This window comes from Metabacillus sp. SLBN-84, from assembly GCF_053629595.1.
In genome coordinates this window covers 362,206-387,238 of the sequence record NZ_JBRJIP010000001.1, presented here as the reverse complement: position 1 = coordinate 387,238, position 25,033 = coordinate 362,206, and the positions used below count along the sequence as shown (strand labels likewise).

The following is a 25,033-nucleotide window of genomic DNA, read 5'->3' as shown; positions in this document are numbered from 1 at the left end:
TAAATAATCCCCCTCGAATCTTGTCGACAAATGTCTAAATGTTTATGTCTTAATTATCGGTGAGGTTTAGTAATAGTTTAATAGACCTTTGGTAGGATGTAGACGAAAAAAGTCCGCACACTTTTCACTGCGGACTCTTTTCGGTGTTCATTTATTAAGAGGCATATACTTTTCTGAATTGGAGGATCAGCTCATCGAGCAGTTCTTTGGTGGTAATGTCATTTGAATGCTCGCCTTTCTGGTAGGCGCTCATTAAAATTTGCAGAAGTTCTTCTTGTTTCAAACTGTTTTCTTTCATTCTACAAATTTCCTTTCTCTTTTTTACAAAAATATACAACAAGCAGATTATACTGCGTTTAGTGTCGGCTGGCAACTATATTATAGCGTTCGTGTCGAACTAATGTTTATGTCCCCGAATTTTCTTTCCGTTAAACCTAAAATTGAAATGTTGTGGAACGTTTTCTCCTTTTGGCAATTTCAGTTATAATAAAGAGATGTACTTATAGTGAAGATCACAACATTTTTATTTATATAAATCAAAAAGGAGCGGTACGCCATGCTTCAGCACGAACTGGATAAAGAACTGATTCTGCATGCGGGTGAGCAGCTGCAGGATATGCTTTCGCCGAATTCGGAGGATGATCGGCAGCTGATGAAAAAGGGTTTGATGCTGTATCGGCAGGGCAGTGTTTATAATGTCAAGATTGACGGGCACACGGTGAAGGCGAATGTGCAGGATGTGACGCCTGTGCGGGTGGTGCTTGAGCTTGATTTTTTCACGATGAGCTCGTGCTCGTGTCCTGCGGCTTTTCCTTGCCGTCATGCTGCGGCTGCCTTTCTTTATTTATATGCAAGTACCGATGCAGTCGGAACGTATATGGACGCCTGGAATGCCAAGGCCCAGAGGGCAATTCTGGCCCAATTGAAGCCGGCGAGCCAAATGATTTCTCCTGTGAAGTGGAAGGACGATTCGCTTGAGAGCTGGCTTGCGTATTTTGAGTATGAATACGGGCGATGGGCCGGGAATCGGCAGCGCACAGTGCAGCAGCTCCAAAGCCTGTACAACCATTATTATCCTGCGCTTAAGAAGAAGGCTCCCAAAGATGCGGATCTCAGACGCTTTTATCTGATTCACGCCAATCTCGATGTGCTGTTCCGGATGCTCCGTCTAATTAATGAGACGAATCCGGGTGGTCATATGTTTCAGAATATGTATCATTCCTATACAGAAGAGTGCATTGATACGATTACTTATGAGCTGCGTGAGATGCGGAAGTTTGCGTTGCCGTTTTCGATTGACGGTCTGTTAAAGGATAGTATAGAAGTTTTCCGGAAACTGCTGGATGTCAGTCCCCATTTGCAGTATGAACGGCTGAGCATATATCGCTCGCTTTGGACGGCTCTTTTGAACCAAAAGAAGTTGGTCGCCGAGGAGGCGGAGTGGCTTCAGAAAAAGCAAAGTGAGGAAATGAAGCCTGAATACGGGCTAGCCCTTCTGCATATGGAGTATTTGCTTGGAAATGACGATGTCCTGTTTGAGAAAATGGAAATGTTTTCGGATGCGGGCTTTGTCGTTTTGTATGATTGGGTGGAAGATATTATTTCCCGGAAAAACTGGAAACGTGCCGGCAAGTGGTTTACAGTTATGCACGGAAAGATTGATGCGTATATCAACAGCGAACTACCATATGAAGAAAAGCGGAGATCGATCCGGTATTATCTTGATCTGCTCGCGGACTATTCGATGCAGTCAAAGGAAGAGCGGATGTATGAAAATGCTTGCCGCGCCGCCCTTCCTTTCAGCTATGCGGAGTATCACCATTTTCTGATTAACCGGAAGCAGTTTAAGACGTGGGCGGAGCTGCAGCTGCTGCTCGGGTTTGAGCTGTATGAGATCGACCGCGATTTGCTGAAGGTTGTCGAGAAGGAAAGTCCTGAGTCTCTGCTAACTGTGTATCACCATGCGATACGCCATGAAATTGCCCAGAAAACGCGGAGCAATTATAAATTTGCCGTGCGGTATTTGAAAAAAGCGCGCACGTTATATAAGAAGCTGAAGAAGGAAAGTCAATTTGAGATCTATCTTGAGAAGCTTGCGCATGAGCACCGGCGCCTGCGGGCTTTTCAGGAGGAGCTGAAGAGAGGAAAGTTGATTCATGCTGAATGATTTGAAGATCTCCGTTCACACCGAACAAATCGAGAATTTTCATTTTTACATCTGGTGTACGACAAAGGATGAGAAAGTGCTCGGCACCAATCATATGAGGCGCTATCTTTTCGCCTGGCATGAATCCTCTTTCTACGGGTCGATGCTTGAGGACGTGAGCTATATCGGCGTCCCTTCTGTGCTCCTGTCGCCGTGGATGATGGTCGAGCTGATTGGAAAAGACACGACGAATTCGCTTGCTGATATCGAGTACAGCGGAGATGCCGTATCGCTTATCGATGCAGCGGAAGCGATATACGACTGTATCGTATCGGGCGATTTTATACCGGATTACGAGCGCTGGAAAGGCGGTTCGTTCGGATGGCGCGATACGGCCGGAGAGCTTGAAGGGTTTACGGCTGACTGGCTGTCGGCTGCTGTGAATGATTTGATTGAGCAGAACCCTGATCTACGCGTAGCGTGGGGCGATATAGTGAATGCGTACGGGGCTGCCGAAACGTTTGAAGGTCATTTTCTGGATGAACGAGACTGGCTTGAGAAAATCGGCTACCTTGTTGATGATGCGCCGTTTACGATTGGCCTGCGGTTGAATGAGCCGGATTATGACGGGGATGACTGGAAGCTTGAGCTGTTCCTGCGTGACCGGAAAAATCCGGATTCGTTTCATCTTTTCCAGGGGCTGAAGGATCTTCCCGCTCCGTGGCGCAGTTATATGGACCGGATTGAACGAGAACAGCAGCGATTCGAGGAGATTGTGCCATGGCTGTCGTTTAAGAATGGAAACACCCATATATCAGAGGATGAGGCGTGGCTCTTCCTTACGAGTGCGAGTGAGACGTTTGTGAATACTGGTGTAGAAATTCTTCTGCCGTCGTGGTGGCAGGTTGTCCGCGATTCTAAAGTGATGCTTAAGGCGAAGATGTCTTCCTCCCCTCGCGGCCAGTCCTTTGTCGGCATGAGCTCGCTGATTGATTTTAACTGGCGGTTTTCTACTAACGGTGTGGAGCTGAGCGAAGATGAGTTCATGCAAATGGTGAACGCGAACCGCCGTCTTGTGAACTTTAAAGGACAGTGGATCAAGCTAGACCCCGCTTTTATCAAGCATGTGCAGTCGATTTTGAAAAAGGCGGAAAAAGAAGGCCTGCATTTTTCCGATATTCTGCAGCAGGAGCTTGCGGATACGCGTGATGATGAGGATGAGATCATGGATGCGCGTGCATTTGCGAATATTCATATTGAGCTGAATAAGCAGATGAAATCGATGCTGCGCCAGCTGACGCAGACAACGGATATTCCGAAACATGATGTCCCCGCTTCCTTTATCGGCGAGCTGCGTCCGTATCAGCAGCAGGGCGTTGACTGGCTGCTGTTTCTGCGGAAGTTCAAGTTTGGCGGTTGTTTGGCAGATGATATGGGTCTTGGAAAGACGATTCAGATGATCGCTTATTTTGCCTATGTACTCGAGCATGAGAACATGAAGGCGCCGTTTTTGATTATTGCCCCTACCTCTGTTCTGGGCAACTGGCAAAAGGAAATTGAGAAGTTTGCGCCGGATATGAAGGTACATCTCCACTACGGACCGAACAGGGCTAAAGGCGAAAATTTTGCCGCGTCGATTGCCGGTGCCGATATTGTGCTGACGTCATACGGCCTGTCTCACGCAGATCACGAGGAGATTGCGGCTGTTCCATGGAGCACGATTTGCCTGGATGAGGCGCAGAACATTAAAAATGCTCATACTAAGCAGTCTCGGGCAATCCGCAAGCTGAAGGGCCATCACCATATCGCCCTGACCGGGACGCCGATGGAGAACCGCCTGACGGAACTGTGGTCGATTTTTGATTTTATCAATACCGGATTCCTTGGCAGTCTGCACAGCTTTCATAAGAAGTTTGTGCTGCCAATCGAGAAGGACCGCGATCCAAAGATCATTGGCAACCTGCAGCAGCTGATCAAGCCGTTCTTGCTCCGACGCACGAAGCGCGATGAGCAGGTGGCGCTGAATCTGCCTGAAAAGCAGGAGCAAAAAGAGTACATCCCGCTCACCGTCGAGCAGGCGTCGCTTTATGAGCAGCTTGTGAAGGATACATTCGCCCAGGTCTCACAGCTTGCAGGCATGCAGCGGAAGGCGCTGATCCTGAAGATGCTCGGAAAGCTGAAGCAGATCTGCAATCATCCTGCGCTTTATTTGAAGGAAGAGCGTGCGGTGTCTGTGACGACACGTTCTCACAAAATCGAGAAGTTGCTGGAACTTGTAGGTGCAATCCGCGAGCAGGATGAGAGTCTGCTGATTTTCACTCAGTATATCGGGATGGGAGAAATGATTCAGTCGCTGCTTGAGCGTGAGTTCGGGGAAAAGGTGCTGTTCTTGAACGGCAGTGTGCCAAAGGCTGCGCGCGATAAGATGGTCGAGCAGTTCCAGAACCGGGAGTATACGATTCTGATTCTGTCCCTGAAGGCCGGCGGAACCGGGCTGAATCTGACGGCCGCCAATCACGTTGTCCACTACGACCGCTGGTGGAATCCCGCTGTCGAGAACCAGGCAACCGACCGTGCGTACCGGATCGGCCAGAGCCGCTTCGTGCACGTGCACAAGCTGATCACAACCGGCACCATCGAAGAGAAAATCGACGTCATGCTGGATAAAAAACAGTCCCTGAATGATGAAATCATCCAGAGCGAAAGCTGGATCACCGAGCTCTCAACAGACGAACTCGAAGAGCTCTTCACCCTATCCATGAGCTAGGAGGCGTGCGACATGGCCAAGAAACAAGAACAGTCGAAAGAAAAAGACACCATGAGTCCCGAATGGCGGAAGCTGTATGAGCTGATTGGGAAGAAGGTTGGAAAATAGATTTGTGTGGCCAGTTCCTTTTTGGGGAGCTGGTTTTTTTGAGTGGAAGTAGATACGGGGATACATTTACTCTTGGGAAGTAAGAGACATTTTACTCGTATAAGGAACAGCTTAGGACCCCCGTCCTTTAAAAAAATCGTTCTAATAGATAAACAAACAATATAAAGCCAAAAAAAGATCCTATATGTTTCAAGATCAACATCTTTGATTTCCGATTAAGATAGATGTGATAGCCATAAATCAGCACACCCATAATATAAATCCATGAGATATGCGGCATAAAGCTGGCGAGCACCAACGGTATGAAGACCATTAGCCCGATTCTATTGCCTTGTGGATTTTGCTTTTTGATTTGCACTTCTTCCATGATAGACACCTCCATGATTTTATTGTACCTATTTGGATATGTATTTCACTTGAGCTTAAGGGGGACTCTCCTGACAAAGCAGTAGAAGTTACAAGCACTATGATTGATACTAAGTGCCTCAAGGAGCAGTGTTAACCTCATATCTTTCATAAATCAAAAAACATATTTAAAACAAAAATTGAGACAAAGAAGATAATAACGAAGAACGCCTCCCTGGTATGTTTCTTTTCTTCTTTTTTGTACTTAATGATCTCTTTATATTTCTTTTCAATGAGCTTTTTTTGGTAGGCGTTTTTCATATTTTTACTCCTTATCCGTTTTGGAAAGAATAAAAGGGATTTTATTACATAATAAACTATTTTATACAAAAGTCATTCTTTTTCTTTATTTTTTAAAGTCTTTTCACCATTAACTGGAGTGCACAGGACCTCACTGGCTCTTTAAATCAAAAACGACCAGCCAGATTCAATCCGGCCGGCCAAAGTGTGTGGGTAAACGGGGCGTTCATTGATTCTCTGTCTGTGAGGGAGGTGCAACCTGTTCTTACTGCGGCTGGGTTTGCTGCAGCGGCTGCGGTTTTTCGGTTACGGCCAGTTCTCGGGTTTGTCCGCCCATGAAGCGCACGGAATCGGCTACGACTTCGGTGACGTAGACGCGCTTGCCTTCTGTGTTTTCGTAGTTGCGGGTTTGAATGCGGCCGGAGACGCCGACGATGGAGCCTTTGCGGCAGTAGTTTGCCGTGTTTTCTGCGGTTTTTCTCCAGAGGGTGCAGTTGACGAAGTCTGCTTCCATGACACCTGATGCGTTCTTGAAGGTGCGGTTGACTGCAAGTGTGATGTTGGCGACGGGGGCACCGTCTGCTGTGTAGCGCATTTCCGGATCTTTCGTTAAACGTCCGACGAGCACAACTGAGTTGATCACGAGATTCCTCCTTTCCTTAGCTTGCATGACCATTGTAACGGGTTTTGGAGCCAAGGAAAAATCGTGAAAATCGAATTTTGCCGGGTGATAATGAAGTTTTTACTTTAGGAAAATATCGTTTTGATTTGGATTCAAGCGTCATTCATTTCGCATATAGCTATTTTTTATGAAGCTGAAAGAGATAGGATTGCTGATCACTGCCTGAAAACGTGATGCTTTGGAGAATGGTTTGAAAGCCCTTTGATGTCATGAGCTGTTCTTCGATGGCTGTTTGTTCATAGCGGTTTGTTTCATTCGTCCACATGTACGAGTGGATGGATAGGTGATTTTTAAATAAGTCCAATAGAATCCGGACCATTTGCTGCTTGTTTTGTGCTTCATACAGAATTTCTACTGCGGATTCCCTGTTGACCTGAAAATGGTGGTGCTTTACTTTTCCGCAGGTGATTTCCCCTACTCTAAGTGTCATCGGCATGTCAGCCGGTCCCTCCCGCACAAATCCTCCTGACGCCTGAAGGTCTTTCACTGAAATGGTTTTAAGTTTGAAGGTTTCCACTAATCATCCTCTTTTCTTAAATGTTTACTATTCCAAAATAGCAAAAGATAAGATGTTTGAAAATCTCAAATAATGGGTATATCTTCTTATTTATTGTCAAAATGTGTAATAAATCTCTTTCAAGCTCGGTTATCCGTCTCTAGAAATGATTTTTCTCCCTTTTTCTGTTTTTTCAGAAGGATGTTCATTCTTCGCACATTCATTCGTTTGTCCGCAAACTGAACAGTTGCGCCGGACCAGCTACTTTACGATATGAGTAAAGTGCTTGAAACACGGAAATGAAGGTGCTCCTGATGAAAGAACTGGAAACACTGAAGAAGAACATGAAATTCTACAGGCAGGAATACGGCTGGTCGCAGGAGGATCTGGCTGCACGGATGAACGTGTCCCGCTCGGTTGTGTCACGCCTTGAGACAGGGGAACAGGCACCAGAGCTCAATTACCTGATTTCACTCAGCAACGCGTTTGAAGTCAGCATCGATCAGCTGCTTGGCCGCGAAGAAATTGAAAATACAATCCTGCATGAGGTTTATGAGCGGTATGAAACGAAGCACCAGCTATCTGAGATTGTGGAATATTTAGTGAAAACGCCTCAGATGCTTGAACAGCTCGAGCGGCTTATGATGATGAAATCCAAGAACCGGAAGCATGCGGAGAACGTCATTGTGCATGCGATTCAGGAGATACAGAAGATAATTGAATAATTTGGCTCATCCCTTCCTTTGGTGCCCCGCTCTTCTCGTATGGTATAATGTAACAATAACCATATGAGAACGATAAACTGGACCAAGGAGGGTGTTTATGAAAACGTTTAGACTCGTGGGACTGACAATTGAACTTGAGGGAGAAAACGGCGTAAGCTTTGACGAAATCTCCCTATCGGACGGACTGATTATCAACAAAGAAGACGGCGAAAATCACTGGATGATCGAAGCGCTGCTGCCAAAAGACCAGAATGAATACTTTGAATCGCTGTCAAAGCAGCAGGACGAACTCCGCCTCTATGTCACCATATCCAAAAAAACGAACAAGCCTGCTGAAATTATGGCAAACATCAAATCCATTATGGTCCTTGAAGAGCATATATCTGTATTATTTGAAGGCCGCATGCTCGCCCGAAAATCCAAAAGCGAGCCGGAAAAAGTCCTCGGCGACCTGCTCACCAAAGGTCTTCACGGCGACGAACTCGCCCACGCCTTCAGACAAAAACTCAACGAACAGCGAGAAATCCACACCAAAAAGTCCCCTCAACCGTGAAGGGACTTTTTGTTTTGCTTATTTCATATCTTTTTTCATATCTTCTTCCATGTGCTTCTCATCTTTTTGCATCTCATCTTCCATCTTGCCTTCGTCTTCCTGCATATCCTCTTCCATATCCTGCTCCATGTCGTCTTCCGTTTCTTCCTCAGCCGGAGGCGTCTCGTCGTTCGGCACTTCCTCCTCCATGTTGTTATCCTCTGGAGGCGCCGGATCCTGATCATCCTGACATCCCGCTGCAAGCATCATCGCAAGCAGAGATCCTGCTGCTAGCAGGTACCATTTCTTTTTCATGTTGGGTTGCTCCTTTCGTAGTGGTTGTTCGGGGTTAGGGTGTGTTATTGTGGAGGATTTTATGTGAGGGCGGGCAGAAGATAGGCTCTGTTTAGATAGATGCTTAATGAGAGAAGCTGATCTTTTACTTGTCGCGAACAGCAGTTTATTTGAAATTTACAGACGCTTCTTAAAATCCAGTATTACAACTACGTATACGCTCCCTTGCTCGAAGATGCTTTTGGGCATTCTAATCTCTAAATGAGAAGCGAGGGCAGCACTTTGTCTGTTACTTGCCACCCAGCGCGTATTACTTGCCAAAATACCTCTTTTTCTTGAAAAAGCTGACCCTTTACTTGCTGCAAACAGCTGTTTACTTGAAAATTTCCAACTTTATCCTAATTCGACCGAACAAAAAAACGACCCCACCCAGGATCGTCCTTCAAACCACTATTCTTTTTTCTCACCCAATGCAAACATTAATTCAGTTTCACAAACAACCTCACCGTTCACGGTTGCGACGCCTTTTCCTTTGCCGAGGGAGCCGCGGAGGCGGATGATTTCGACTTCGAGGCGGAGCTGGTCGCCTGGTGTGACTTGTTTTTTGAAGCGGCAGTTGTCGATGCCTGCGAAGAAAGCGAGGCGGCCGCGGTTTTCTTCTTTGATGAGCATGGCGACGGCGCCTACCTGGGCCAGTGCTTCCACGATTAGGACACCCGGCATGACAGGGTATTCCGGGAAGTGTCCGTTAAAGAATTCTTCGTTTGCTGTTACGTTTTTGAGTCCGATGGCGCGCTTGCCCTCTTCAACTTCGATGACTTTGTCCACGAGCAGGAATGGGTAGCGATGCGGGATGATTTCTTTGATTTGATTGATGTCGAGCATTTTTAGGACCTCCTCCTAGTACAACCTAATAGTTCTATTATACACAAAAAGGAGGGGTTCGCCCTCCTTATTTTTCGGATTCTTTTTCAACCAGGTCGATGACGTGCTGCCACGTCTGTTTGTCGAAGATATCTGTTGGTTTTCCGTCGCCGAGTACACCGTATCCAATCATCGCGCCGCTGGTGACGGCAATGGCCATGAAAAGAAGCAAAAGAATGATGCGCAGCCAGATCGGAATCAGCCTGATTCTGATTTTTGGACTTTTTTCGCTCTTTTCTTCGCTATTCTTTTTCTGTTTCACATGTTCACGAGACTGTTCGTTTGCACTCACTGTAAAAACCCCTTATCTGACGCTATTGATTAACCCGAGCATTTGATCGCCCATGGTGATTGATTTTGAGTTGAGCTGATAAGACCGCTGCGCAATCATGAGGTCGGTCATTTCTTTTGAAAGATCGACGTTGGACATTTCAAGGGCACCCTGTTTGATGCCGACTTGTTCAGGCTCTAAAAAGGCAACCGTTCCATTTGGAGCGATCTCTTTTAAAGCGTACCGATTTCCGCCCTGTTTTTCAAGCATTGTTTGCTGGGTAATTCCTACAATTCCAAGCTGGACCGTTTCACCGGATGGATTTGCCGTCAATCTTCCGCCTGCTGATAAGGTGCTGTTTTTAAAAGAAGCATCCAGAAAAATCGGATTCTGATTCTCATCTAAAACAGCGTGCCCCTCAGACGTGACAAGCTGAAGACGTCCGTCCTGAGCAGGATTCAAATACATTGCGCCATCCCGTGTATATTGAATTTCCCCGCCTGCTTCCACCTGCAGAAATTGTCCAGGCTTAGTCAGCGCAAAATCAAGCTCGCGGTCCGTAGTCTTGATGCTACCCTGCGAAAAGGCAGTCTGAGCCGTCAGCACCGCACCGGATCCGGAGCGCACGCCAAGCGGAGTCGACCTGCCGGCGAGGCTGTCATCCGGGCCGCCGTTGTTCATTTGCTGATGCAGCAGGTCAGAAAAACCGGTCTGCGTGCGTTTATAGCCTTGAGTGTCGATGTTGGCCATGTTGTTTCCAATCAGGTCAAGCTGCTGCTGCAGCTGGCCGAGTGTGTTCGATGCGGTAATCATAGATCGCAGCATATTTCTCCTCCTATCTGACTCTGCCGATTTCGTTGACGGCTTTGTCCATGCTTCTGTCGTAGGCCTGCAGCACTTTCTGGTTCGCTTCAAAGGCGCGGTAGGCCGTCATCATTTCCGTATAGGATCTTGATACATCCACGTTGGATCCTTCAATGAAGCCCTGTTTCAGCTGGTAGGCAACGTCCGGGTTGCCGGCAGCCGCTCCAAGCTCATTTCCATCCTCTGTCCGGTATAAACCGTTCCCTTCTTTCACAAGGCCTGCTGTATTGTTGGAAAAAAAGATGCCAATTTGCGACCCAGCCTCACCATTTACTCTGACCGTGCCGTCCTGCAAAATTTCAAACTCGTCAGATGCAAGGGTAATCGGCTGTCCGTCCGTTCCGAGCACCGGATTGCCTCCAAGGGAGAGCTGACCGTTTTCGTTTCTTGTAAACTGCCCGTTACGCGTGTAGCGGACCTCGCCGTCCGGAAGCTGCACGCCGAACATCAGCGTACCGTTTTCAGGCACGGCCGTTTCAAGCAAAGCTATATCTGTATTCAACCCAGTTTCGCGAAGGTCGCCCTGAGCGAACTGTGGAATCATTTCCTGAAGATAGACACCTGTATTGATTGAGCCGACTTCCTGAGGCAGTTTGTTGTCCTGCACTCTTTTCAGAAGCATTTCAGGAAACGCTTTGAGCGCAGCCTGATCGGTTTTATAGCCCGGGGTATTGGCGTTTGCAATATTATTGGAGAGCATTTCCGTTCTCCGCTGCTGGGCGAGCATTCCCGCTGAAGCAGTATAAAAGCCTCTTAGCATCGTTCCACCTCTTAAGAGTATTTAGGCAATTTTCTCTATTTTTAATTATAGCGGAGTTCGCAGCTCCGCACAGTATAAATTTGTAAATCGTATAAAGTTAAGCTACTACACTCTTAAAATCGGCTGGGAGGGCGAAAGGTTTAGGGGAAGAAGAAAAAAACACCAGCCAGCATGACTGATGTTTCTCATAGATTATACGATTTTGCGTCTAGTCAGACGGTCGACGTTATCAAGCATGATGCCCGTTCCGACTGCAACACAGTCCATTGGGTTTTCTGCTATTAAGACAGGAACCTTTAATTCTTCTGCCATTAACTGATCAAGGCCGTTCAGGAGTGCTCCGCCGCCTGTTAAGATAATACCGCGGTCAATGATGTCCGCAGAAAGCTCCGGCGGAGTGCGCTCAAGGACGCTTTTCGCAGTTTGAACGATGAGGGCTACTGATTCGCGCAGTGCGCCTTCAACCTCTTCAGAGTTGACTGTAATGGTTCTAGGCAGACCTGACACCATGTCACGTCCGCGAATAGCGATTTCTTCGTTGCGTGCGCCTGGGAATACTGTCGCGACTTGCGTTTTGATATCCTCAGCCGTACGTTCACCAATCAAGAGCTTGTACTCTTTTTTGATGTAGTTCAAGATTTCCATGTCGAACTTGTCCCCTGCCATCTTAATAGAAGAGGCGGTGACAATATCGCCCATTGAAAGAACTGCGACATCCGTCGTTCCACCGCCAATATCTACAACCATATTTCCGCTAGGCTGAAAAATATCCATACCGGCGCCGATTGCGGCAACCTTTGGCTCTTCTTCAAGAAATACGTCTTTTCCGCCGCTTTTTTCAGCAGCTTCCTTGATGGCTTTCTGTTCAACAGAGGTAATGTTCGTCGGACAGCAAATAAGCATCCGGGGTTTCGTAAATAAACCCTTTACATTTAATTTGTTGATGAAATGCTTGAGCATCGCTTCTGTTACTTCAAAATCCGCGATGACCCCGTCTTTCAATGGACGGATCGCAACAATATTCCCAGGAGTACGTCCAACCATTCTTCTGGCTTCCTCGCCTACAGCAAGAACCTTGCCAGTATTCTTATCCAGTGCAACTACAGACGGCTCGTTCAGAACGATGCCTTTTCCTTTTACATGAATTAGTACATTTGCAGTACCAAGGTCAATTCCAATATCCCTTGCAAACATTCTTTCCATATCCTCCTTGCAATCTGATCCCAGCATTTCCTACTTTGTGCCCTAATTTCATATTGTATCACAATTTACTAAAAAAAGGTTGAAATTGTAAAAGGTTTTGTAGGGATTTGTCGAAATTGCAAGAAAGACAGGCAGAATTCTTATTTCACAGGCTCTTCTTGTAAAATATCCTCTTTCCGGTACTTCAGCTTCGTCGCTTCCCCGCCCCTTAAATGACGGATGGATTTATGATAATCAAGAATTTCTTTTACCTCATTCGCAAGCTCTGGATTGATTTCAGGCAGCCTTTCCGTTAAATCCTTATGGACAGTACTTTTAGAAACGCCAAATTCCTTCGCAATCACGCGAACAGTTTTCTTCGTCTCCACGATATACTTTCCAATCTTGATAGTACGTTCTTTGATGTAATCGTGCACACCACTCGACCTCCCTAAAATGGATGTGAGAAGTGTGAAATGAGACTCGCACCAAGACGCAGCTGCGCCTATGTATAAAACTTACGATCCCTCACCTCAGACACTCTCTTTGTTAGGTTTGTAACATTTTATTAGCTTGGTTGAAGATATATGCTAAAAAGTCAAGAGGGACAAGGGATTTGTGCGAATTTTTTTATAAATTGCGTTTTGGAGCACTTTGAAATTGCATTTTGTAGCTCTGGCGGAGGGGGTATTTCCTGAAAGATTTGTCGAATCTGTACAGCCCTTTTCAAAAACAAACAAAAAAATAGTCTATCCCTAAGCGGATAGACAATCTATAGAGTGATGCTTATTATGCGTTTTTTGTGCTGATTGAAGCTTCGGACTGGTCGTCAGAGTTGCCTTTTTCTTTGCCCTCTTTACCAGCGTCTTCTTTTTCTTTGCCTTCTTCAGAACCTTTTTCATCTTCGGTTCCTTTTTCAGCATCTTCAGTGCCCTTTTCTTCTTCAGCACCTTTTTCTTCTTCAGCGCCCTTTTCTTCCTCAGCGCCTTTTTCTGCGTCTTCAGTACCTTCTTCTTCTTTAGCAGGTGCTTCTTTTTCAGCGTTGATTTCGTTCAATGCTGAAACTGGCTTATCCATGTAGTCAACTGGATTTACTGCTGTACCGTCTTTGCGGATTTCAAAGTGAACGTGTACGCCATCTTCTTCGTGGATCAGGCTTTTTCCAGCTTGTCCGAGGATTTCGTTTTGCTCGACTTCGTCACCAACTGCGACAGTCATGCTTGATAATGATTGGTAAACTGTAGTTACGCCGTCTTTGTGCTCGATTTCAATGACATTTCCGAGTAATGGATCTTTTTCAGCTTTAGTAACTGTACCGCTTAGAGCAGCTGCGACTTCGAATTCCTTGCCGTCTTCTCTTGCCAGGTCAATTCCTTTACTAGGCTCGTACGTATTATTATAGGAAACGAGTGCTGCTTCTTGCTCTTCGGCTGTTGCATCTGCTTCATAGAAGCTGCGGATGACAGATACTGAATCTGCATCTGCTGCCGGCATTGCAAAGTTTTCTACTGCTGAGTTTACTTCACGTGTCGGCTCATCTTGATACGATGTTCCATAATCACTTGGATCGTTTGCTGAGTTACCATTGCCGATTGACTGATACCATAACACGGCTGTCAAAATCAATGCTGCACTGACTAAGTAGATTGCTGGGAATACCCAACGCTTTCTGAAAATTTGTTGCATTTTTGAGTTTTGAGAAGTACGTTTAGTTTCTTCCTCTCTCATTCTATCATCACCTCAGCAATCATTCTGAACAGAATTCTGAAAATATATACATCTGGTCCAAAAAAATTCAAAAAGTTATTTTTTGCTGAGGGTTATAAAATTATGTATGGATTCTAAAATTTTTTCCACACACGTGGTATACTATGTTCCATCAGCACGCTAAAGGAGCACGTTAATGAAGAAGCCGATTTACAAATGGGCGCTAACAATCGCCCCCATTCTCTATATGATCCTCATTTGGATACTCTCTAGCCTGCCTGCGGATGCCATCATTAAGACGCCGTTTTCGTTTGACCGCTTAATGAAGGAATCGCTTCACTTAATTGAATTCGGCATTCTTTACTGGCTCATAGCGCTGGCGTTTGCCGCAAACGGACGCTGGACCGCAAAGGCGAGTGTCCTTGCTGCAGTGATCTCCATTCTTTACGGGGCTACAGATGAAATTCACCAGTACTTCGTTCCGTACCGGTCCGCTACAGTGATCGATCTGGTGAAGGATACCATCGGTGTACTTGTGTCTTTCTACATAATGAAGGTGACGTATTTTGCAGAACGCCCTTCGTTTATCACCTCTCTTTTTAAAAAGTTAAATGATTCGGAGTGATCATCTATGAGTTTTCCTATTCGAAAAGCTGTCCGCAGCGACTTGCCTGCCATCGTTGAGATCTACAACTCAACAATCGAAAGCAGAGCGGTGACAGCAGACCTGACTCCGGTTACGGTTGCCGACCGTGAAGCCTGGTTCAACAACCATACGGATATGCGCCCGATTTGGGTGATGACAGAAGAAGACAAAGTGGTGGCCTGGCTCAGCTTTGAATCCTTCCACGGACGTGCCGCCTACCAATATACCGCTGAAGTCAGCATCTATATTGATCAAAACGTGCGCGGAAAAGGCATCGGCACAACATTTTTGCAGGCTGCACTCGATGCATGCCCCGAGCTCGGCATCAAAACCCTGCTAGGACTTGTATTCGGGCACAACGAAGCAAGCCTGCGCCTGTTCAAGCGCTTCGGCTTTGAACAGTGGGCGAACATGCCCGGCGTCGCGGAGCTCGATGGAGTGGAACGCGATTTAGTGATAGTTGGAAAACGAGTGGTTCAATAGGAAAACGCGCCTGTGGAGGGCGCGTTTTTTGTATGGAGTTTTCGTTGGATTGTTAGAACCGGGATTCGGATTGTTAGAGCATCATTTCCGCTTGTTAGAGCGGCCGTTTGGATAGTTAGACCGCTGCACGGCCTTTAGATGACCTCTTTTTAACATGGAGCACTGAATCTGAACACAAGGTATCTAGAAAAAGGGGCATTCTGCTCTTTTTTGGTTAAAAATGAATGCTGAAAAACCCGCAGGACCCCTCCCGCGGGCAGAAACTTAGTTTTTAGCTGTGTACTGGGCAATAAACGGTTCGGCGCTGCCGACTTTGGCTCCCTGGTAGTAGTAGCTGACGATGTCTTTGTATTTTTTGCCGTCCTGGGCCATGAAGTTGGCGCCGTATTGGCTCATGCCGACGCCGTGGCCAAAACCTTTTGTGGTGATGACCACCTGGTCGCCTTTGAGCTGCCAGGCGAAGTCGCTTGAGCGGAGGCCGAGCTTTTCACGGATTTCGCGGCCGCTTAGCTTTTTGCCGTTGAAGTCGACTTGGGCGACCCGTTTGCCGGACGTGCGCTCAATCACTTTGCCGACTTCTCCTCCCGAACCGAGCTTCACTCCGAGCTTTTTCTCGAAGTCACGTACGCTGATGACCGTTTGATCATGATATTTAGGAGATTTTTCATCCCACGGACTTTCCACGCTTTTTAAGTAAGGCAGTGCTGCTGTCCAGTATTCATCCGAGTTTTCGGTGTAGCCGTTGCTTGTCGAGAAAAAGGAAGCATCAATCGGTTTATTGTCATAGGTCAGAATTTGCCCCTGAGTGGATGCTACCGCATTGTAGATCTTTGTCATTTTCCAGTTATAATCCTTGCCCCACTGTTTTTTCAGCTGGTCGTTGTTTTTGTAAACCTGATGGGAGGTTGTGTCACTGACGACCGCTCCTTCAGGAACTTTCGGAAGCTTATCAAACATCATCTGCTTCACCACATACGTCCTCGCTGCAAGCGCCTGCGCCTTCAGCGCTTCTTCTTCAAAATCAGCCGGCATTTCTGAGGCGACTACGCCGATGACATATTCTTCGAGCGGGATGTTTTCAATTTTCTCCGAGCTGCTTCGGTACACTGGTACATCGATCATGGATTTTCCGAGCATAAGCTGTTCACCCTTTTTGGTTTGAAGGTCTTCTGATAGTTCTCCGCTTGATGGATCGTTCATAAAGGGGGCTACGAGGAGTGTTGGGATCATTAATATGATGAGAAATAATCCGGCGAGTACTAAAACGATTGGTTTCAAAGATTTCATCTGGGCCTCCATATCCGATATGTCGTTTACCGTCTCTGTTCAATTCTATGGAGGTGGACAACCGTTTATGACTCCAAACATTGGAAAGTTCACGCACTTCTATTATTCATTTCGGCACGCTGCGGCGATTTCCTTCGACAATCTCAGCGCTCTTTTTCATGATGAAAAGAACGAGTATGGCAGCAAGCGTTCCGGAAAGATCATAGAGCATATCGACGATTCTTCCGCTGCGGTTTGTGTAAAGCTGAAGAAATTCTGATGAAACCGCAAGAAAGAGAGCCCAAAGAAGAGCCGTGCGCATACGATACAGAAACGTCATGATCAGTGTGAAAAAAAAGAAGTACAGCGCGTGTCCCGTTTTGGAAACTACATAAAACGTGCTTTGCCAGTCGATATCCGCGGTCATCAGCAAATCTGAGAAATCAGGATCGCTCCTGAAGATAAATCCGATATAGTCCCAAGTCAGCAGAGACTGCAGGTCGCTCGTAAATGAAAACAATGAAAATGCGGTGATCAGGCAGCATGCAATGATAACTTTCATCTCTTTCCCTCCTCCGCATTTATCGTGGTCATTTACGGTGTTTTTTATAAGTATCTATGTATAAATCATAAGGAAAACACCCAAACTAATAAAGTCTTTCTTTTTAAGAAAAACAAAAAGAAACCGGAGTAGATCTACCCCGGCTTCCTGAAAAAATACGTATAAATTTATGCGTTCATGTCACTGACAGCTTTTTCTGATTTCACAGTGCTTTCTTCCGTGATGCGTTCGATGTCTGCACCGATAGAAGCAAGTTTTCCGTGGAAGTCTACGTAGCCGCGGTCAACGTGCTTAAGCTCCGTTACACGCGTGTAGCCTTCAGATACTAAGCCTGCAAGAACAAGTGCTGCACCAGCGCGCAGGTCTGTTGCTGCAACTTCAGCGCCTTGCATGTTGGCTGGACCATTGATGATGACAGAACGGCCCTCAATTTTAATTTCTCCATTCATGCGGCGGAATTCTTCCACGTGCATGAAGCGGTTTTCAAAAACTGTCTCCGTAATCATAGAAGTGCCTTCAGCTTTCAGCAGCAATGCCATCATTTGAGATTGCATGTCTGTCGGGAAGCCTGGATGCGGCATCGTCTTGATGTCGATGGCTTTTAGTTTTTCAGGGCCAATGACACGAAGTCCGTCTTCCTCTTCTGTGATTTGGATGCCCATTTCTTCCATTTTTGCAATTAAAGATGCTAAATGTTCTGGCACAGCGCCGCGAACAAGCACATTTCCGCCTGTGATTGCTGCTGCTACCATGAATGTACCAGCTTCAATGCGGTCAGGAATGATGTGATGCTTAACGCCTGTCAGTTTTTCCACACCTTCAATGCGGATTGTTCCAGTTCCGGCTCCGCGCACTTTGCCGCCCATCGCGTTGATGTAGTTGGCAAGGTCGACGATTTCCGGTTCTTTTGCTACGTTCTCAAGGATGGTTGTTCCTTCCGCAAGAGCCGCAGCCATGATGATGTTTTCAGTTGCTCCAACACTTGGGAAATCAAGGTAGATTTTGGCGCCGCGAAGTCTTCCTTTGACTTCAGCGTCGATGAATCCGTTACCTACTTTAATTGATGCTCCCATTGCTTCAAAGCCTTTTAAATGCTGGTCAATTGGACGTGATCCGATCGCACATCCGCCTGGCAGAGCCACGCGTGCACGGCCGTTTCTTGCTAGTAATGGCCCCATGACCAATACAGAAGCGCGCATTTTGCGCACATATTCAAAAGGAGCTTCCATATTTAGCTCGTTTGATGCATCTACAAACACTTGGTTATTTTCAAAGTGAACTTCTGCACCAAGATGGCGCAGCACTTCATTGATTGTATACACATCGGAGAGCGTAGGCACATCACAGATTATGCTTTTTTGTTCACTGGCTAATAAAGATGCAGCGATTACTGGTAAAACGGCATTTTTAGCACCTTCTACTTTTACAGTACCGTTTAACTTACGACCGCCGCGGACGATGATTTTTTCCAAGGTCTTCCCCTCCGCGTCCCAATTTCTATATATTAATATTCAGACGTTATGATTGGGGTTCCTACTGTAACGCTAGTATTACCGCCCAATCCTGCGCTTCTGAGCGCAATTTGAATGTTCATGCTGCCTGAGTCTGCCGGAATCACATGATTCCAATCCGTCGTGAGTGCGGACACGGATATGAACGACTTCTCTTTAAGCTGTTCCACCGGCACCGCGTTAAATTGTTTAAGCAAAGCATCCACTTTAAGTTGCAAAACACTACTCATCTTATCATCAAGCTGTCCATTGACACAAGTGAAAATTGTAGGATTTTCATGGAAAATGTCGAAGCTTCTGGCCTGCGCATGCCCATAGATCTCCGCCCATTTTTTTCCGGAACCCTCTCCGCTCAGCTCATACAAGATATACGATTGCTGAAATCCATTTGTGTCGGTTGCTTGAATCTGGAGCTTTTCGGTAAATCCCGAATCCTTGTCGAAAAAGGTCCCTGTCATTTTATGTAGTTTGCCATTCGCACGGTCCTCAGACCACTTAAACTGACGAAATTGATTTTGGAAAAGTTTCACTGTATCTTCAAAAGAACGAGTCTCGTCTGAAACCATCTTCTTAGAATACATTGACCATTCTTTTACATCAATTCCCTGTGCTTCCATGCCATCTACAATGGTTTCAAGCTCCGTTTCCTTCTTTGCTCCGAATGTCTGGTGTGCAGCAAATGCACCTGTAAAAAAAATAAGAAATAACATAATGGCAAGACTGACTTTTTTCATTTTATCCCCACGTCCTCTCCCTAGTAACAGTGTTACCGTTTGAGACCGCGTCATACGTGGAAAAAGTCGTCATTGTTAGACAAGCTCGTGCTGTTCACTTCCTAATCTGTAGGACATATTCCCCTGTTGTCATAGATATAAACGTAAGATCTCAAGGAAAAGATGCATTCAGCGCGCTTGCCTGATCTATTGGCTAAGTGAATTTGCTGTGTCAGTGCTGAAATAAACCGGTAAAAAAGGCCCTAAAATAAAAAAGGCAGCTGGCGGGACCATATTAAATAATCAAGAAAAAAATTGCTGACAGCACCTGAGATGGCAATAGTAAGCAGGATCAGCAGCGCACGCGCTTGCATGACCTTTCCTTTTTTCATGGCTTTTTCAATATGAAGCGCCTGCAGCGCCCACCAGGTAACCGGAATAAACACGAGGTGAGACATAAGGCCAAGCAATGCCTGCTGATTAAAATCAAGCATAGGTTAAACAACTCCTATATGTAGCTATTTTTCGAAAAGAAGGCTTTTGCTTTTCTTCTTTTTTTGCACACAAAAAAGAAGAGGCTTTTACACCTCCTCTATTATATAAAATTCTGTGCGTGCAGTGATGTTTTTTTTGTGAAGATTCGTGGCAAATTTATGAAATGTTTGCGCCAATGGTTCGAACTGTGACCGTTCCTTTCCGCTGCAGTCACTTGCTTTCCGCGGGGAGGCAGTGGAGCCTCCTCAGCTTCGCCTGCGGGGTCTCCACATCCCTCTCCATCCCGCAGGAGTCAAGTGCCTTCCGCTGCAATCCACTACTTGCAAAAAATAAATTCCCCCAGAAGTTTCTAAGAAATATTAGCGTTCAAAAAATCAAACGCCGCACCCGGGAAGATTCCGAGCAGGATGGTTGCAGCGACGCAGACGGCGGTGACGATGACCAGCGGCGCGCTCCATGTGAACGGCTCGTCGGTTTCTTTTTTTCGGGAGAAGACCTGTGTCAGAATTCCGAAGTAGTAAAAGTACGAGACGACGGTTGCGGCAATCATAATGCTTGCAAGGACGATTTGCGGCGTGCTGTTTGTGAATGCGTTCATGAAGATGGTGACTTTTCCGATGAAACCGGCTGTTCCGGGCAGTCCTGCGAGTGAGAGCAGGAAAACCGCGACGGCAATGCCTGCTGCCGGCGATCTGCGGTAAAGTCCGGCAAAGGCCGAGATGTCTTCTGATCCTGTTTTGCGGGAGACAGCCTGAACGATGGCAAAGATCCCGACGTTCATGATGACGTAGGCAAGCAGGTAGAACCAGATGGCATCAAAGTAAAAGTAGCCTCCAAACGCGACGAAGCCGACAAGGACGTACCCTGCATGGGCAATCGATGAGTAGGCGAGCATCCGCTTGATGTTTTTCTGCCTGAGGGCGACGGTGTTTCCGACGATCATGGTGACAGCGGCCAGGATGGCGATAAAGCCCTGCAGCGACTGGAGAATCGACTGCATGCCGCCTTCATCCGGAATGTTCCCGAAGACGGAAAGGCAGATTCTCAAAATGATAACGAAGCCTGCCGTTTTTGAAACGACGCTCAGGAAGGCCGTAACAGGTGTCGGTGCGCCTTCATAAACGTCAGGTGCCCACATGTGAAAAGGCACGGTTGCAATTTTAAAGGATAAACCGACAAAGACCAGCAGGAATGAGATCGACGCTATGTAAACGTAGCCTGATTCCGTCAGCCCGTTCAGCTGTGGAATCATTTCAGACAGGCTTGTCGTTCCTGTCAGTCCGTAAATATAGCTCATTCCAAACAGCGTAATCGCCGTTGAAATACCGCCGTTAATGACGTATTTCATGGCCGATTCGTTTGACTTTAAATCCCGCTTTCTGAGCCCGGCCAGTATATAGGAAGAAATGGACAAGAGTTCTAGTCCTGTGAACAGGGTGATTAAGTCTCTGCTCGAGGCCATCATCATCGCGCCGAGAAGGGCAGCAAGAAGCAGGTAATAAAATTCTCCCCGCTCTTTCAAGCCCTCGCGCGGTTCATAGTCGATGGCAAGCAGAAAAATCAGCGCCCCGCCAAGGAGCAGAATAAATTTGAACGCCTTTGCGAAAGAGTCGAGGACAAAAGTGTCATAAAGAATAACGGCATCCTCTGCCCCAATCATGAGCGTCAGGCTGACAATCGCGCCGACAATTCCGGCAAGTCCAAGCCATCCTAGCCACCTGCGGCTGCTTCCCTCTTTCATGAAAAGGTCGGCAAGCGACAGGATAAGGGCGGTCCCGAGAATGATGAACTCAGGTATCATCGCGCCCCAGTTATAGCTGAGCAAGGTTTCCATATCCATGATTCATCACCCTCCTATCCCTTTCATGATCGTTTCAATCGTCAGCTGCAGCGGGACGGAAAGTCCATTTGGAAACACGCCGATCAGCACAATCAGCAGCAGAAGAATGGAAACTGGAATCGTTTCATGCCACTTCAAATCAGACATGAGACCGGGGCTCTTTTCCGCTCCAAACGTGATGGAAAGCACCGCTCTCAGCAAATAGGCCGCAGTTAGGATAATCCCAATCGCCCCGATTGCACCAAGCTCCGGATGCTGATAAAAGACACCCATGAACGCTGTCAGCTCGCTGATGAAGCCAGACATCCCCGGCAGTCCGAGCGACGCCATGGCCCCTGCGAGCAGAAAACCCGCTGCAAGCGGCATCGATTTTGCAAGGCCTGAAAGCTTCCCGAGCTCTGTTGTCCCGGTCCGTTCCAATAGAACACCGACGAGGAAAAACAGCAGCGCTGAAATCAGTCCGTGCGAAACGACCTGAAAAATCGCCCCTTGAATGCCCGCTTCATTTAATGCGCCAAGGCCAATGAGCACAATGCCCATATGCGAAATACTAGAGTACGCAAGAACCATTCTGAGTTCATTCTGAATCAGCGCAAGGAAGGCCCCGTACAGCAGGTTCACAAGTCCTAGCACAATGACAATCGTGCCAAGCTTTGAAAACTCAGCCGGAAACAGCCCAAGGCCAAACTTGATCAAACCGTACGCCCCGATTTTCAAAAGAATGCCTGAATGCAGCATGACGATAGGCGTCGGCGCCTGAACGTGCACCCTGAGCATCCATGTGTGCAGCGGGAAAATCGGAAGCTTTACGCCAAATGCAACGAGCAGGGCAATTAGAAGGCCTAGCCTGAAATCCTCTGACATCGGGCCGATCAGCTGAGCATCCGGCATCGTCATGAGCTGTGTGAGCAGCGGAAGATTTGTTGTTCCTGTTTTTGAAAAAAGAAGGATGATCACAATCAGCAGGATAGCAGATCCAAACCCGTTATATAGAAGGAACTGATAGGCTGCCTTTTCCCGTGCAGCGAAGCCCCACTTGCCGACGAGGAAAAACATCGGGATCAGCGTGATTTCGAAAAAGATGAAAAAGAGCACGAGATTCTGCGCCAGGAACACGCCGAGCATACCTGTTTCAAGAAGCAGAAGCAGCATGAAGTAGCCCTTCCAGTCCTTCTTGATTGAAACCGATGCGGCTGCAGCCAAAGCGGCCAGTATAGCCGTTAAAAGCACCATGACAAGCGAGAATCCGTCCAGGGCAAGCTCGTAGTCGACCGTGAACACGCCTGGCTGCATCTCATGGTACTGGCCAAACGTGATCCAGCGGACCTTTTCAGAAAAGCGCTCCAGCTTTTCCCCTGCAAGATACTGCGCAAAAACAATGCCTGACAGCAGGACGGCAGGAAGAGTGGCGAGGAATCCAACCAGCTTCAGGGAGGATTCCTGATCGCGTTTCATAAATGAGAGTACGAGAATGCCAAGGACAGGCGAGAAAACAAGGGCTGTCAGCAAGATTGACGTCATTATAAGTTCCCTCCTGTCACCGCGTACAGCACAAGCAGCAGGGCAAGCCCGACAAATGCAACCGTTCCGTACATCTGAACCTGGCCATTCTGCATTTTTGAACCGAGTGCCCCTGCAGAGCGGACGATCCCGGCCACTCCTTTTACAGCACCTTCTACAAGGAACTTCTCCAGGTATTTGCAGAGCATGCTGACCGTGTTCGTCAGCCACACCACAGTGACACTGTAAAGCTCATCGATAAAGTACTTGTTTTTCAGAACCGAGTGAATCATCGGCATGCGGGCTCTTGTTCCTTCGGGTGAAATGGAGCCTTTCTTGTACATCAGATACGCAAGCAGAATGCCGAGCAGCGAGACAGCTGTTGCCAGAATCATGATCCAGGCCGGACCTTCGATATGCCCGTGACCGAGCTGAGGCGCGCCTTCTGTCAGCCAGTCCCCGAGGAACGTTCCGAACCAAGGCGTATTGACGTAGCCTGAAAAAACAGCAAGTACTGCCAGCACACTCATCGGAATCAGCATGGAAGGCGGTGATTCATGAACAGCAGCAAGCTCGGTTTTCGGACGTCCCGTAAAGACGAGGAAGAAGAGCCTGAACATGTAAAAGGCAGTAAAGAAAGCAGCGATGACCGCAAGCCAGAACAGCGCAGGATTTCCGTGCTCCCAGGCAGCGATGAGAATTTCATCTTTACTGAAGAAGCCTGAAAAGAGCGGAACACCGCTGATGGCAAGGGTTCCGATCAAAAACAGCGGACCGGTGAATTTGAGTTTTTTCCAAAGACCGCCCATTTCGTCAATGTTCTGGGTGTGGACTGCGTGAATGACGCTTCCGGCAGCAAGGAACAGCAGCGCTTTGAAAAAGGCGTGCGTCATCAGGTGAAAGACACCGGCGACATAGCCTGCAGAACCAAGGGCAAGCATCATGTAGCCAAGCTGGCTCACAGTCGAGTAAGCAAGCACGCGTTTGATATCTTTTTGAACAAGCCCGATGCTTGCAGCAAAGATAGCGGTGAATGCACCAACCGTTGCGACAACCAGAAGCGCCGTTTCACTTGCGGCAAACAGCGGATACATGAGGGCAACAAGGTAGACACCCGCTGCAACCATCGTCGCGGCGTGGATGAGCGCGGAAACCGGCGTCGGCCCCTCCATCGCATCAGGCAGCCAGGAATGGAGCGGGAATTGGCCGGATTTCCCGATTGCCCCGATGAAAATCAGGATGCTGGTCAAAGTGATCATATCGAGCGAAATCATACCATCTGCAACACTTGCAAAAATGCGGTCATATTCAAAGCTTCCAACCTGCCAGAACAGAAGAAGCATCCCGACAAACAGGCCGACATCCCCGATCCTTGTCATAATGAACGCTTTTTTCGCGGCAGCCTTCGCTTCTTCTTTGTAAAAGTAGAATCCGATCAAAAGGAAAGACCCGACGCCGACAAGCTCCCAGAAAATGTAGAGCTGCAGCAGATTGGTCGTCATGACGAGCCCGAGCATGCTGAAGGTGAATAGGCCAAGATAGGCATAAAACACATGAAAGCGGGGATCTCCGTGCATGTATCCTTTGGAATAAATATGTACAGCTAAGCTGACGAGCGTGACGATCACAAGCATCAGCGCATTGAGCGGCGTAATCTCAAAACCTGCCGTAAGCTCCATGCTGCCGATTGTGAGCCATACAGCTTCTGCTTTATAGGTATTCTGTGCGAACCGGTCTGCTAGCACCGCAAGAGCACCGGTGAATGAGAGGGTCATCAGGATGCCTCCCACGTAGACGCTTCCTTCTTTCAGCCGTTTCCCGAACAGGAGCAGCACGAGAAAGGAGACAAGCGGAAACAGCGGGATGATCCAGGCGTATGGCATCATTGTATTCAATCCCCTTCTTGTTAGAGGT

The 25,033-nt window shown here is 47.3% G+C and carries 27 protein-coding genes; 6 read left to right on the top strand and 21 right to left on the bottom strand.

What is annotated here, in order from left to right; translation table 11 throughout:
• Nucleotides 1–154 precede the first annotated feature (154 nt).
• Nucleotides 155–298 (bottom strand): hypothetical protein, encoded by a 144-nt coding sequence (locus RKD52_RS01930; protein ID WP_454098440.1) that lies wholly within the window; start codon nucleotides 296–298, stop codon nucleotides 155–157.
• 258 nt (nucleotides 299–556) lie between these two features.
• Here RKD52_RS01930 and RKD52_RS01925 point away from each other — a divergent pair, with 258 nt between their 5' ends.
• Together RKD52_RS01925 and RKD52_RS01920 are read left to right on the top strand one after the other, a co-directional pair.
• Nucleotides 557–2,167 (top strand): SWIM zinc finger family protein, encoded by a 1,611-nt coding sequence (locus RKD52_RS01925; protein ID WP_454098439.1) that lies wholly within the window; start codon nucleotides 557–559, stop codon nucleotides 2,165–2,167.
• The gene (locus RKD52_RS01920; RefSeq protein WP_454098438.1) at nucleotides 2,157–4,913 is read left to right on the top strand and encodes a DEAD/DEAH box helicase; all 2,757 of its coding nucleotides are present in this window, start codon (nucleotides 2,157–2,159) and stop codon (nucleotides 4,911–4,913) included. The genes RKD52_RS01925 and RKD52_RS01920 overlap by 11 nt, the downstream gene beginning before the upstream one ends.
• Nucleotides 4,914–5,148: 235 nt before the next feature.
• On the opposite strand, the gene RKD52_RS01915 is transcribed toward RKD52_RS01920, so the two are convergent.
• The 4 genes from RKD52_RS01915 to RKD52_RS01900 form a co-directional block, all read right to left on the bottom strand.
• Nucleotides 5,149–5,388 (bottom strand): hypothetical protein, encoded by a 240-nt coding sequence (locus tag RKD52_RS01915; protein ID WP_454098437.1) that lies wholly within the window; start codon nucleotides 5,386–5,388, stop codon nucleotides 5,149–5,151.
• 146 nt (nucleotides 5,389–5,534) lie between these two features.
• Complete coding sequence (locus tag RKD52_RS01910; RefSeq protein WP_454098436.1) at nucleotides 5,535–5,687, bottom strand: hypothetical protein; 153 nt, start codon at nucleotides 5,685–5,687, stop codon at nucleotides 5,535–5,537.
• Nucleotides 5,688–5,931: 244 nt separating this feature from the next.
• Nucleotides 5,932–6,309 (bottom strand): single-stranded DNA-binding protein, encoded by a 378-nt coding sequence (gene ssb / locus RKD52_RS01905; RefSeq protein ID WP_454098435.1) that lies wholly within the window; start codon nucleotides 6,307–6,309, stop codon nucleotides 5,932–5,934.
• A gap of 157 nt (nucleotides 6,310–6,466) precedes the next feature.
• Nucleotides 6,467–6,865, bottom strand: a complete 399-nt coding sequence (locus RKD52_RS01900; RefSeq protein WP_454098434.1) for a hypothetical protein — start codon at nucleotides 6,863–6,865, stop codon at nucleotides 6,467–6,469.
• 293 nt (nucleotides 6,866–7,158) lie between these two features.
• Between RKD52_RS01900 and RKD52_RS01895 the strand changes: the two genes are divergently transcribed.
• Nucleotides 7,159–7,569, top strand: coding sequence for a helix-turn-helix domain-containing protein (locus RKD52_RS01895; protein ID WP_029284937.1), 411 nt, complete (start codon nucleotides 7,159–7,161; stop codon nucleotides 7,567–7,569).
• Between the two features lie 97 nt (nucleotides 7,570–7,666).
• The gene (locus RKD52_RS01890; RefSeq protein WP_454098433.1) at nucleotides 7,667–8,122 is read left to right on the top strand and encodes a YwpF family protein; all 456 of its coding nucleotides are present in this window, start codon (nucleotides 7,667–7,669) and stop codon (nucleotides 8,120–8,122) included.
• 18 nt (nucleotides 8,123–8,140) lie between these two features.
• Here the strand turns inward: RKD52_RS01890 and RKD52_RS01885 are convergent, their stop codons facing one another.
• The 8 genes from RKD52_RS01885 to RKD52_RS01850 all read right to left on the bottom strand — a co-directional run bounded on the left by RKD52_RS01885 (nucleotide 8,141) and on the right by RKD52_RS01850 (nucleotide 14,124).
• Nucleotides 8,141–8,416 carry a hypothetical protein gene (locus tag RKD52_RS01885; RefSeq protein ID WP_454098432.1) on the bottom strand — a complete coding sequence of 92 codons (276 nt, stop codon included), beginning with the start codon at nucleotides 8,414–8,416 and terminating at the stop codon, nucleotides 8,141–8,143.
• 429 nt (nucleotides 8,417–8,845) lie between these two features.
• Nucleotides 8,846–9,280: a 3-hydroxyacyl-ACP dehydratase FabZ gene (gene fabZ / locus RKD52_RS01880; protein ID WP_369735603.1), complete on the bottom strand. Its 435-nt coding sequence runs from the start codon at nucleotides 9,278–9,280 to the stop codon at nucleotides 8,846–8,848.
• Nucleotides 9,281–9,347: 67 nt separating this feature from the next.
• A complete protein-coding gene (locus RKD52_RS01875; RefSeq protein ID WP_369735601.1) occupies nucleotides 9,348–9,611 on the bottom strand; it encodes a DNA-directed RNA polymerase subunit beta in 264 nt (87 codons plus the stop codon).
• Between the two features lie 12 nt (nucleotides 9,612–9,623).
• Complete coding sequence (locus RKD52_RS01870) at nucleotides 9,624–10,415, bottom strand: flagellar hook-basal body protein (protein ID WP_454098431.1); 792 nt, start codon at nucleotides 10,413–10,415, stop codon at nucleotides 9,624–9,626.
• Between the two features lie 10 nt (nucleotides 10,416–10,425).
• Nucleotides 10,426–11,214 carry a flagellar hook-basal body protein gene (locus RKD52_RS01865; protein WP_454098430.1) on the bottom strand — a complete coding sequence of 263 codons (789 nt, stop codon included), beginning with the start codon at nucleotides 11,212–11,214 and terminating at the stop codon, nucleotides 10,426–10,428.
• A 192-nt stretch (nucleotides 11,215–11,406) separates the two neighbouring features.
• The gene (gene mreB, locus RKD52_RS01860) at nucleotides 11,407–12,408 is read right to left on the bottom strand and encodes a rod shape-determining protein MreB (RefSeq protein WP_454101120.1); all 1,002 of its coding nucleotides are present in this window, start codon (nucleotides 12,406–12,408) and stop codon (nucleotides 11,407–11,409) included.
• 149 nt (nucleotides 12,409–12,557) lie between these two features.
• Nucleotides 12,558–12,833, bottom strand: coding sequence for a sporulation transcriptional regulator SpoIIID (gene spoIIID / locus RKD52_RS01855; RefSeq protein ID WP_029284957.1), 276 nt, complete (start codon nucleotides 12,831–12,833; stop codon nucleotides 12,558–12,560).
• Nucleotides 12,834–13,185: 352 nt separating this feature from the next.
• Nucleotides 13,186–14,124 (bottom strand): peptidoglycan DD-metalloendopeptidase family protein, encoded by a 939-nt coding sequence (locus tag RKD52_RS01850; protein WP_454098429.1) that lies wholly within the window; start codon nucleotides 14,122–14,124, stop codon nucleotides 13,186–13,188.
• A 175-nt stretch (nucleotides 14,125–14,299) separates the two neighbouring features.
• On the opposite strand from RKD52_RS01850, the gene RKD52_RS01845 reads away from it, so the two are divergent.
• Entirely contained in the window at nucleotides 14,300–14,728 is a 429-nt protein-coding gene (locus RKD52_RS01845; RefSeq protein WP_454098428.1) for a VanZ family protein, read from the top strand.
• 6 nt (nucleotides 14,729–14,734) lie between these two features.
• The gene (locus RKD52_RS01840) at nucleotides 14,735–15,232 is read left to right on the top strand and encodes an N-acetyltransferase family protein (RefSeq protein WP_454098427.1); all 498 of its coding nucleotides are present in this window, start codon (nucleotides 14,735–14,737) and stop codon (nucleotides 15,230–15,232) included.
• A 264-nt stretch (nucleotides 15,233–15,496) separates the two neighbouring features.
• Here RKD52_RS01840 and spoIID read toward each other — a convergent pair whose 3' ends face one another.
• From spoIID to nuoL, 8 genes are all read right to left on the bottom strand, one after another.
• Complete coding sequence (spoIID, locus tag RKD52_RS01835) at nucleotides 15,497–16,519, bottom strand: stage II sporulation protein D (RefSeq protein WP_342824199.1); 1,023 nt, start codon at nucleotides 16,517–16,519, stop codon at nucleotides 15,497–15,499.
• Between the two features lie 106 nt (nucleotides 16,520–16,625).
• The gene (locus RKD52_RS01830; RefSeq protein ID WP_454098426.1) at nucleotides 16,626–17,060 is read right to left on the bottom strand and encodes a VanZ family protein; all 435 of its coding nucleotides are present in this window, start codon (nucleotides 17,058–17,060) and stop codon (nucleotides 16,626–16,628) included.
• Between the two features lie 167 nt (nucleotides 17,061–17,227).
• Complete coding sequence (gene murA, locus RKD52_RS01825; protein WP_454098425.1) at nucleotides 17,228–18,532, bottom strand: UDP-N-acetylglucosamine 1-carboxyvinyltransferase; 1,305 nt, start codon at nucleotides 18,530–18,532, stop codon at nucleotides 17,228–17,230.
• 32 nt (nucleotides 18,533–18,564) lie between these two features.
• The gene (locus tag RKD52_RS01820; protein ID WP_454098424.1) at nucleotides 18,565–19,305 is read right to left on the bottom strand and encodes a YwmB family TATA-box binding protein; all 741 of its coding nucleotides are present in this window, start codon (nucleotides 19,303–19,305) and stop codon (nucleotides 18,565–18,567) included.
• Nucleotides 19,306–19,547: 242 nt separating this feature from the next.
• Nucleotides 19,548–19,778 carry a DUF1146 family protein gene (locus RKD52_RS01815; protein ID WP_029284972.1) on the bottom strand — a complete coding sequence of 77 codons (231 nt, stop codon included), beginning with the start codon at nucleotides 19,776–19,778 and terminating at the stop codon, nucleotides 19,548–19,550.
• A 350-nt stretch (nucleotides 19,779–20,128) separates the two neighbouring features.
• Nucleotides 20,129–21,619, bottom strand: a complete 1,491-nt coding sequence (gene nuoN, locus RKD52_RS01810) for an NADH-quinone oxidoreductase subunit NuoN (RefSeq protein WP_454098423.1) — start codon at nucleotides 21,617–21,619, stop codon at nucleotides 20,129–20,131.
• Between the two features lie 6 nt (nucleotides 21,620–21,625).
• Nucleotides 21,626–23,140 (bottom strand): NADH-quinone oxidoreductase subunit M, encoded by a 1,515-nt coding sequence (locus tag RKD52_RS01805; RefSeq protein WP_454098422.1) that lies wholly within the window; start codon nucleotides 23,138–23,140, stop codon nucleotides 21,626–21,628.
• Nucleotides 23,140–25,005 carry an NADH-quinone oxidoreductase subunit L gene (nuoL, locus tag RKD52_RS01800; protein WP_454098421.1) on the bottom strand — a complete coding sequence of 622 codons (1,866 nt, stop codon included), beginning with the start codon at nucleotides 25,003–25,005 and terminating at the stop codon, nucleotides 23,140–23,142. The genes RKD52_RS01805 and nuoL overlap by 1 nt, the downstream gene beginning before the upstream one ends.
• Between the last annotated feature and the right edge of the window lie 28 nt (nucleotides 25,006–25,033).

Coding starts and splice junctions, on each gene's coding strand:
- RKD52_RS01930 (WP_454098440.1), bottom strand. CDS start 298: ATGAAAGAAAACAGTTTGAAACAAGAAGAACTTCTGCAAATTTTAATG.
- RKD52_RS01925 (WP_454098439.1), top strand. CDS start 557: ATGCTTCAGCACGAACTGGATAAAGAACTGATTCTGCATGCGGGTGAG.
- RKD52_RS01920 (WP_454098438.1), top strand. CDS start 2,157: ATGCTGAATGATTTGAAGATCTCCGTTCACACCGAACAAATCGAGAAT.
- RKD52_RS01915 (WP_454098437.1), bottom strand. CDS start 5,388: ATGGAAGAAGTGCAAATCAAAAAGCAAAATCCACAAGGCAATAGAATC.
- RKD52_RS01910 (WP_454098436.1), bottom strand. CDS start 5,687: ATGAAAAACGCCTACCAAAAAAAGCTCATTGAAAAGAAATATAAAGAG.
- RKD52_RS01895 (WP_029284937.1), top strand. CDS start 7,159: ATGAAAGAACTGGAAACACTGAAGAAGAACATGAAATTCTACAGGCAG.
- RKD52_RS01890 (WP_454098433.1), top strand. CDS start 7,667: ATGAAAACGTTTAGACTCGTGGGACTGACAATTGAACTTGAGGGAGAA.
- RKD52_RS01885 (WP_454098432.1), bottom strand. CDS start 8,416: ATGAAAAAGAAATGGTACCTGCTAGCAGCAGGATCTCTGCTTGCGATG.
- fabZ (WP_369735603.1), bottom strand. CDS start 9,280: ATGCTCGACATCAATCAAATCAAAGAAATCATCCCGCATCGCTACCCA.
- RKD52_RS01870 (WP_454098431.1), bottom strand. CDS start 10,415: ATGCTGCGATCTATGATTACCGCATCGAACACACTCGGCCAGCTGCAG.
- RKD52_RS01865 (WP_454098430.1), bottom strand. CDS start 11,214: ATGCTAAGAGGCTTTTATACTGCTTCAGCGGGAATGCTCGCCCAGCAG.
- mreB (WP_454101120.1), bottom strand. CDS start 12,408: ATGTTTGCAAGGGATATTGGAATTGACCTTGGTACTGCAAATGTACTA.
- RKD52_RS01850 (WP_454098429.1), bottom strand. CDS start 14,124: ATGAGAGAGGAAGAAACTAAACGTACTTCTCAAAACTCAAAAATGCAA.
- RKD52_RS01845 (WP_454098428.1), top strand. CDS start 14,300: ATGAAGAAGCCGATTTACAAATGGGCGCTAACAATCGCCCCCATTCTC.
- RKD52_RS01840 (WP_454098427.1), top strand. CDS start 14,735: ATGAGTTTTCCTATTCGAAAAGCTGTCCGCAGCGACTTGCCTGCCATC.
- spoIID (WP_342824199.1), bottom strand. CDS start 16,519: ATGAAATCTTTGAAACCAATCGTTTTAGTACTCGCCGGATTATTTCTC.
- RKD52_RS01830 (WP_454098426.1), bottom strand. CDS start 17,060: ATGAAAGTTATCATTGCATGCTGCCTGATCACCGCATTTTCATTGTTT.
- RKD52_RS01820 (WP_454098424.1), bottom strand. CDS start 19,305: ATGAAAAAAGTCAGTCTTGCCATTATGTTATTTCTTATTTTTTTTACA.
- RKD52_RS01815 (WP_029284972.1), bottom strand. CDS start 19,778: ATGCTTGATTTTAATCAGCAGGCATTGCTTGGCCTTATGTCTCACCTC.
- nuoN (WP_454098423.1), bottom strand. CDS start 21,619: ATGGATATGGAAACCTTGCTCAGCTATAACTGGGGCGCGATGATACCT.
- RKD52_RS01805 (WP_454098422.1), bottom strand. CDS start 23,140: ATGACGTCAATCTTGCTGACAGCCCTTGTTTTCTCGCCTGTCCTTGGC.
- nuoL (WP_454098421.1), bottom strand. CDS start 25,005: ATGATGCCATACGCCTGGATCATCCCGCTGTTTCCGCTTGTCTCCTTT.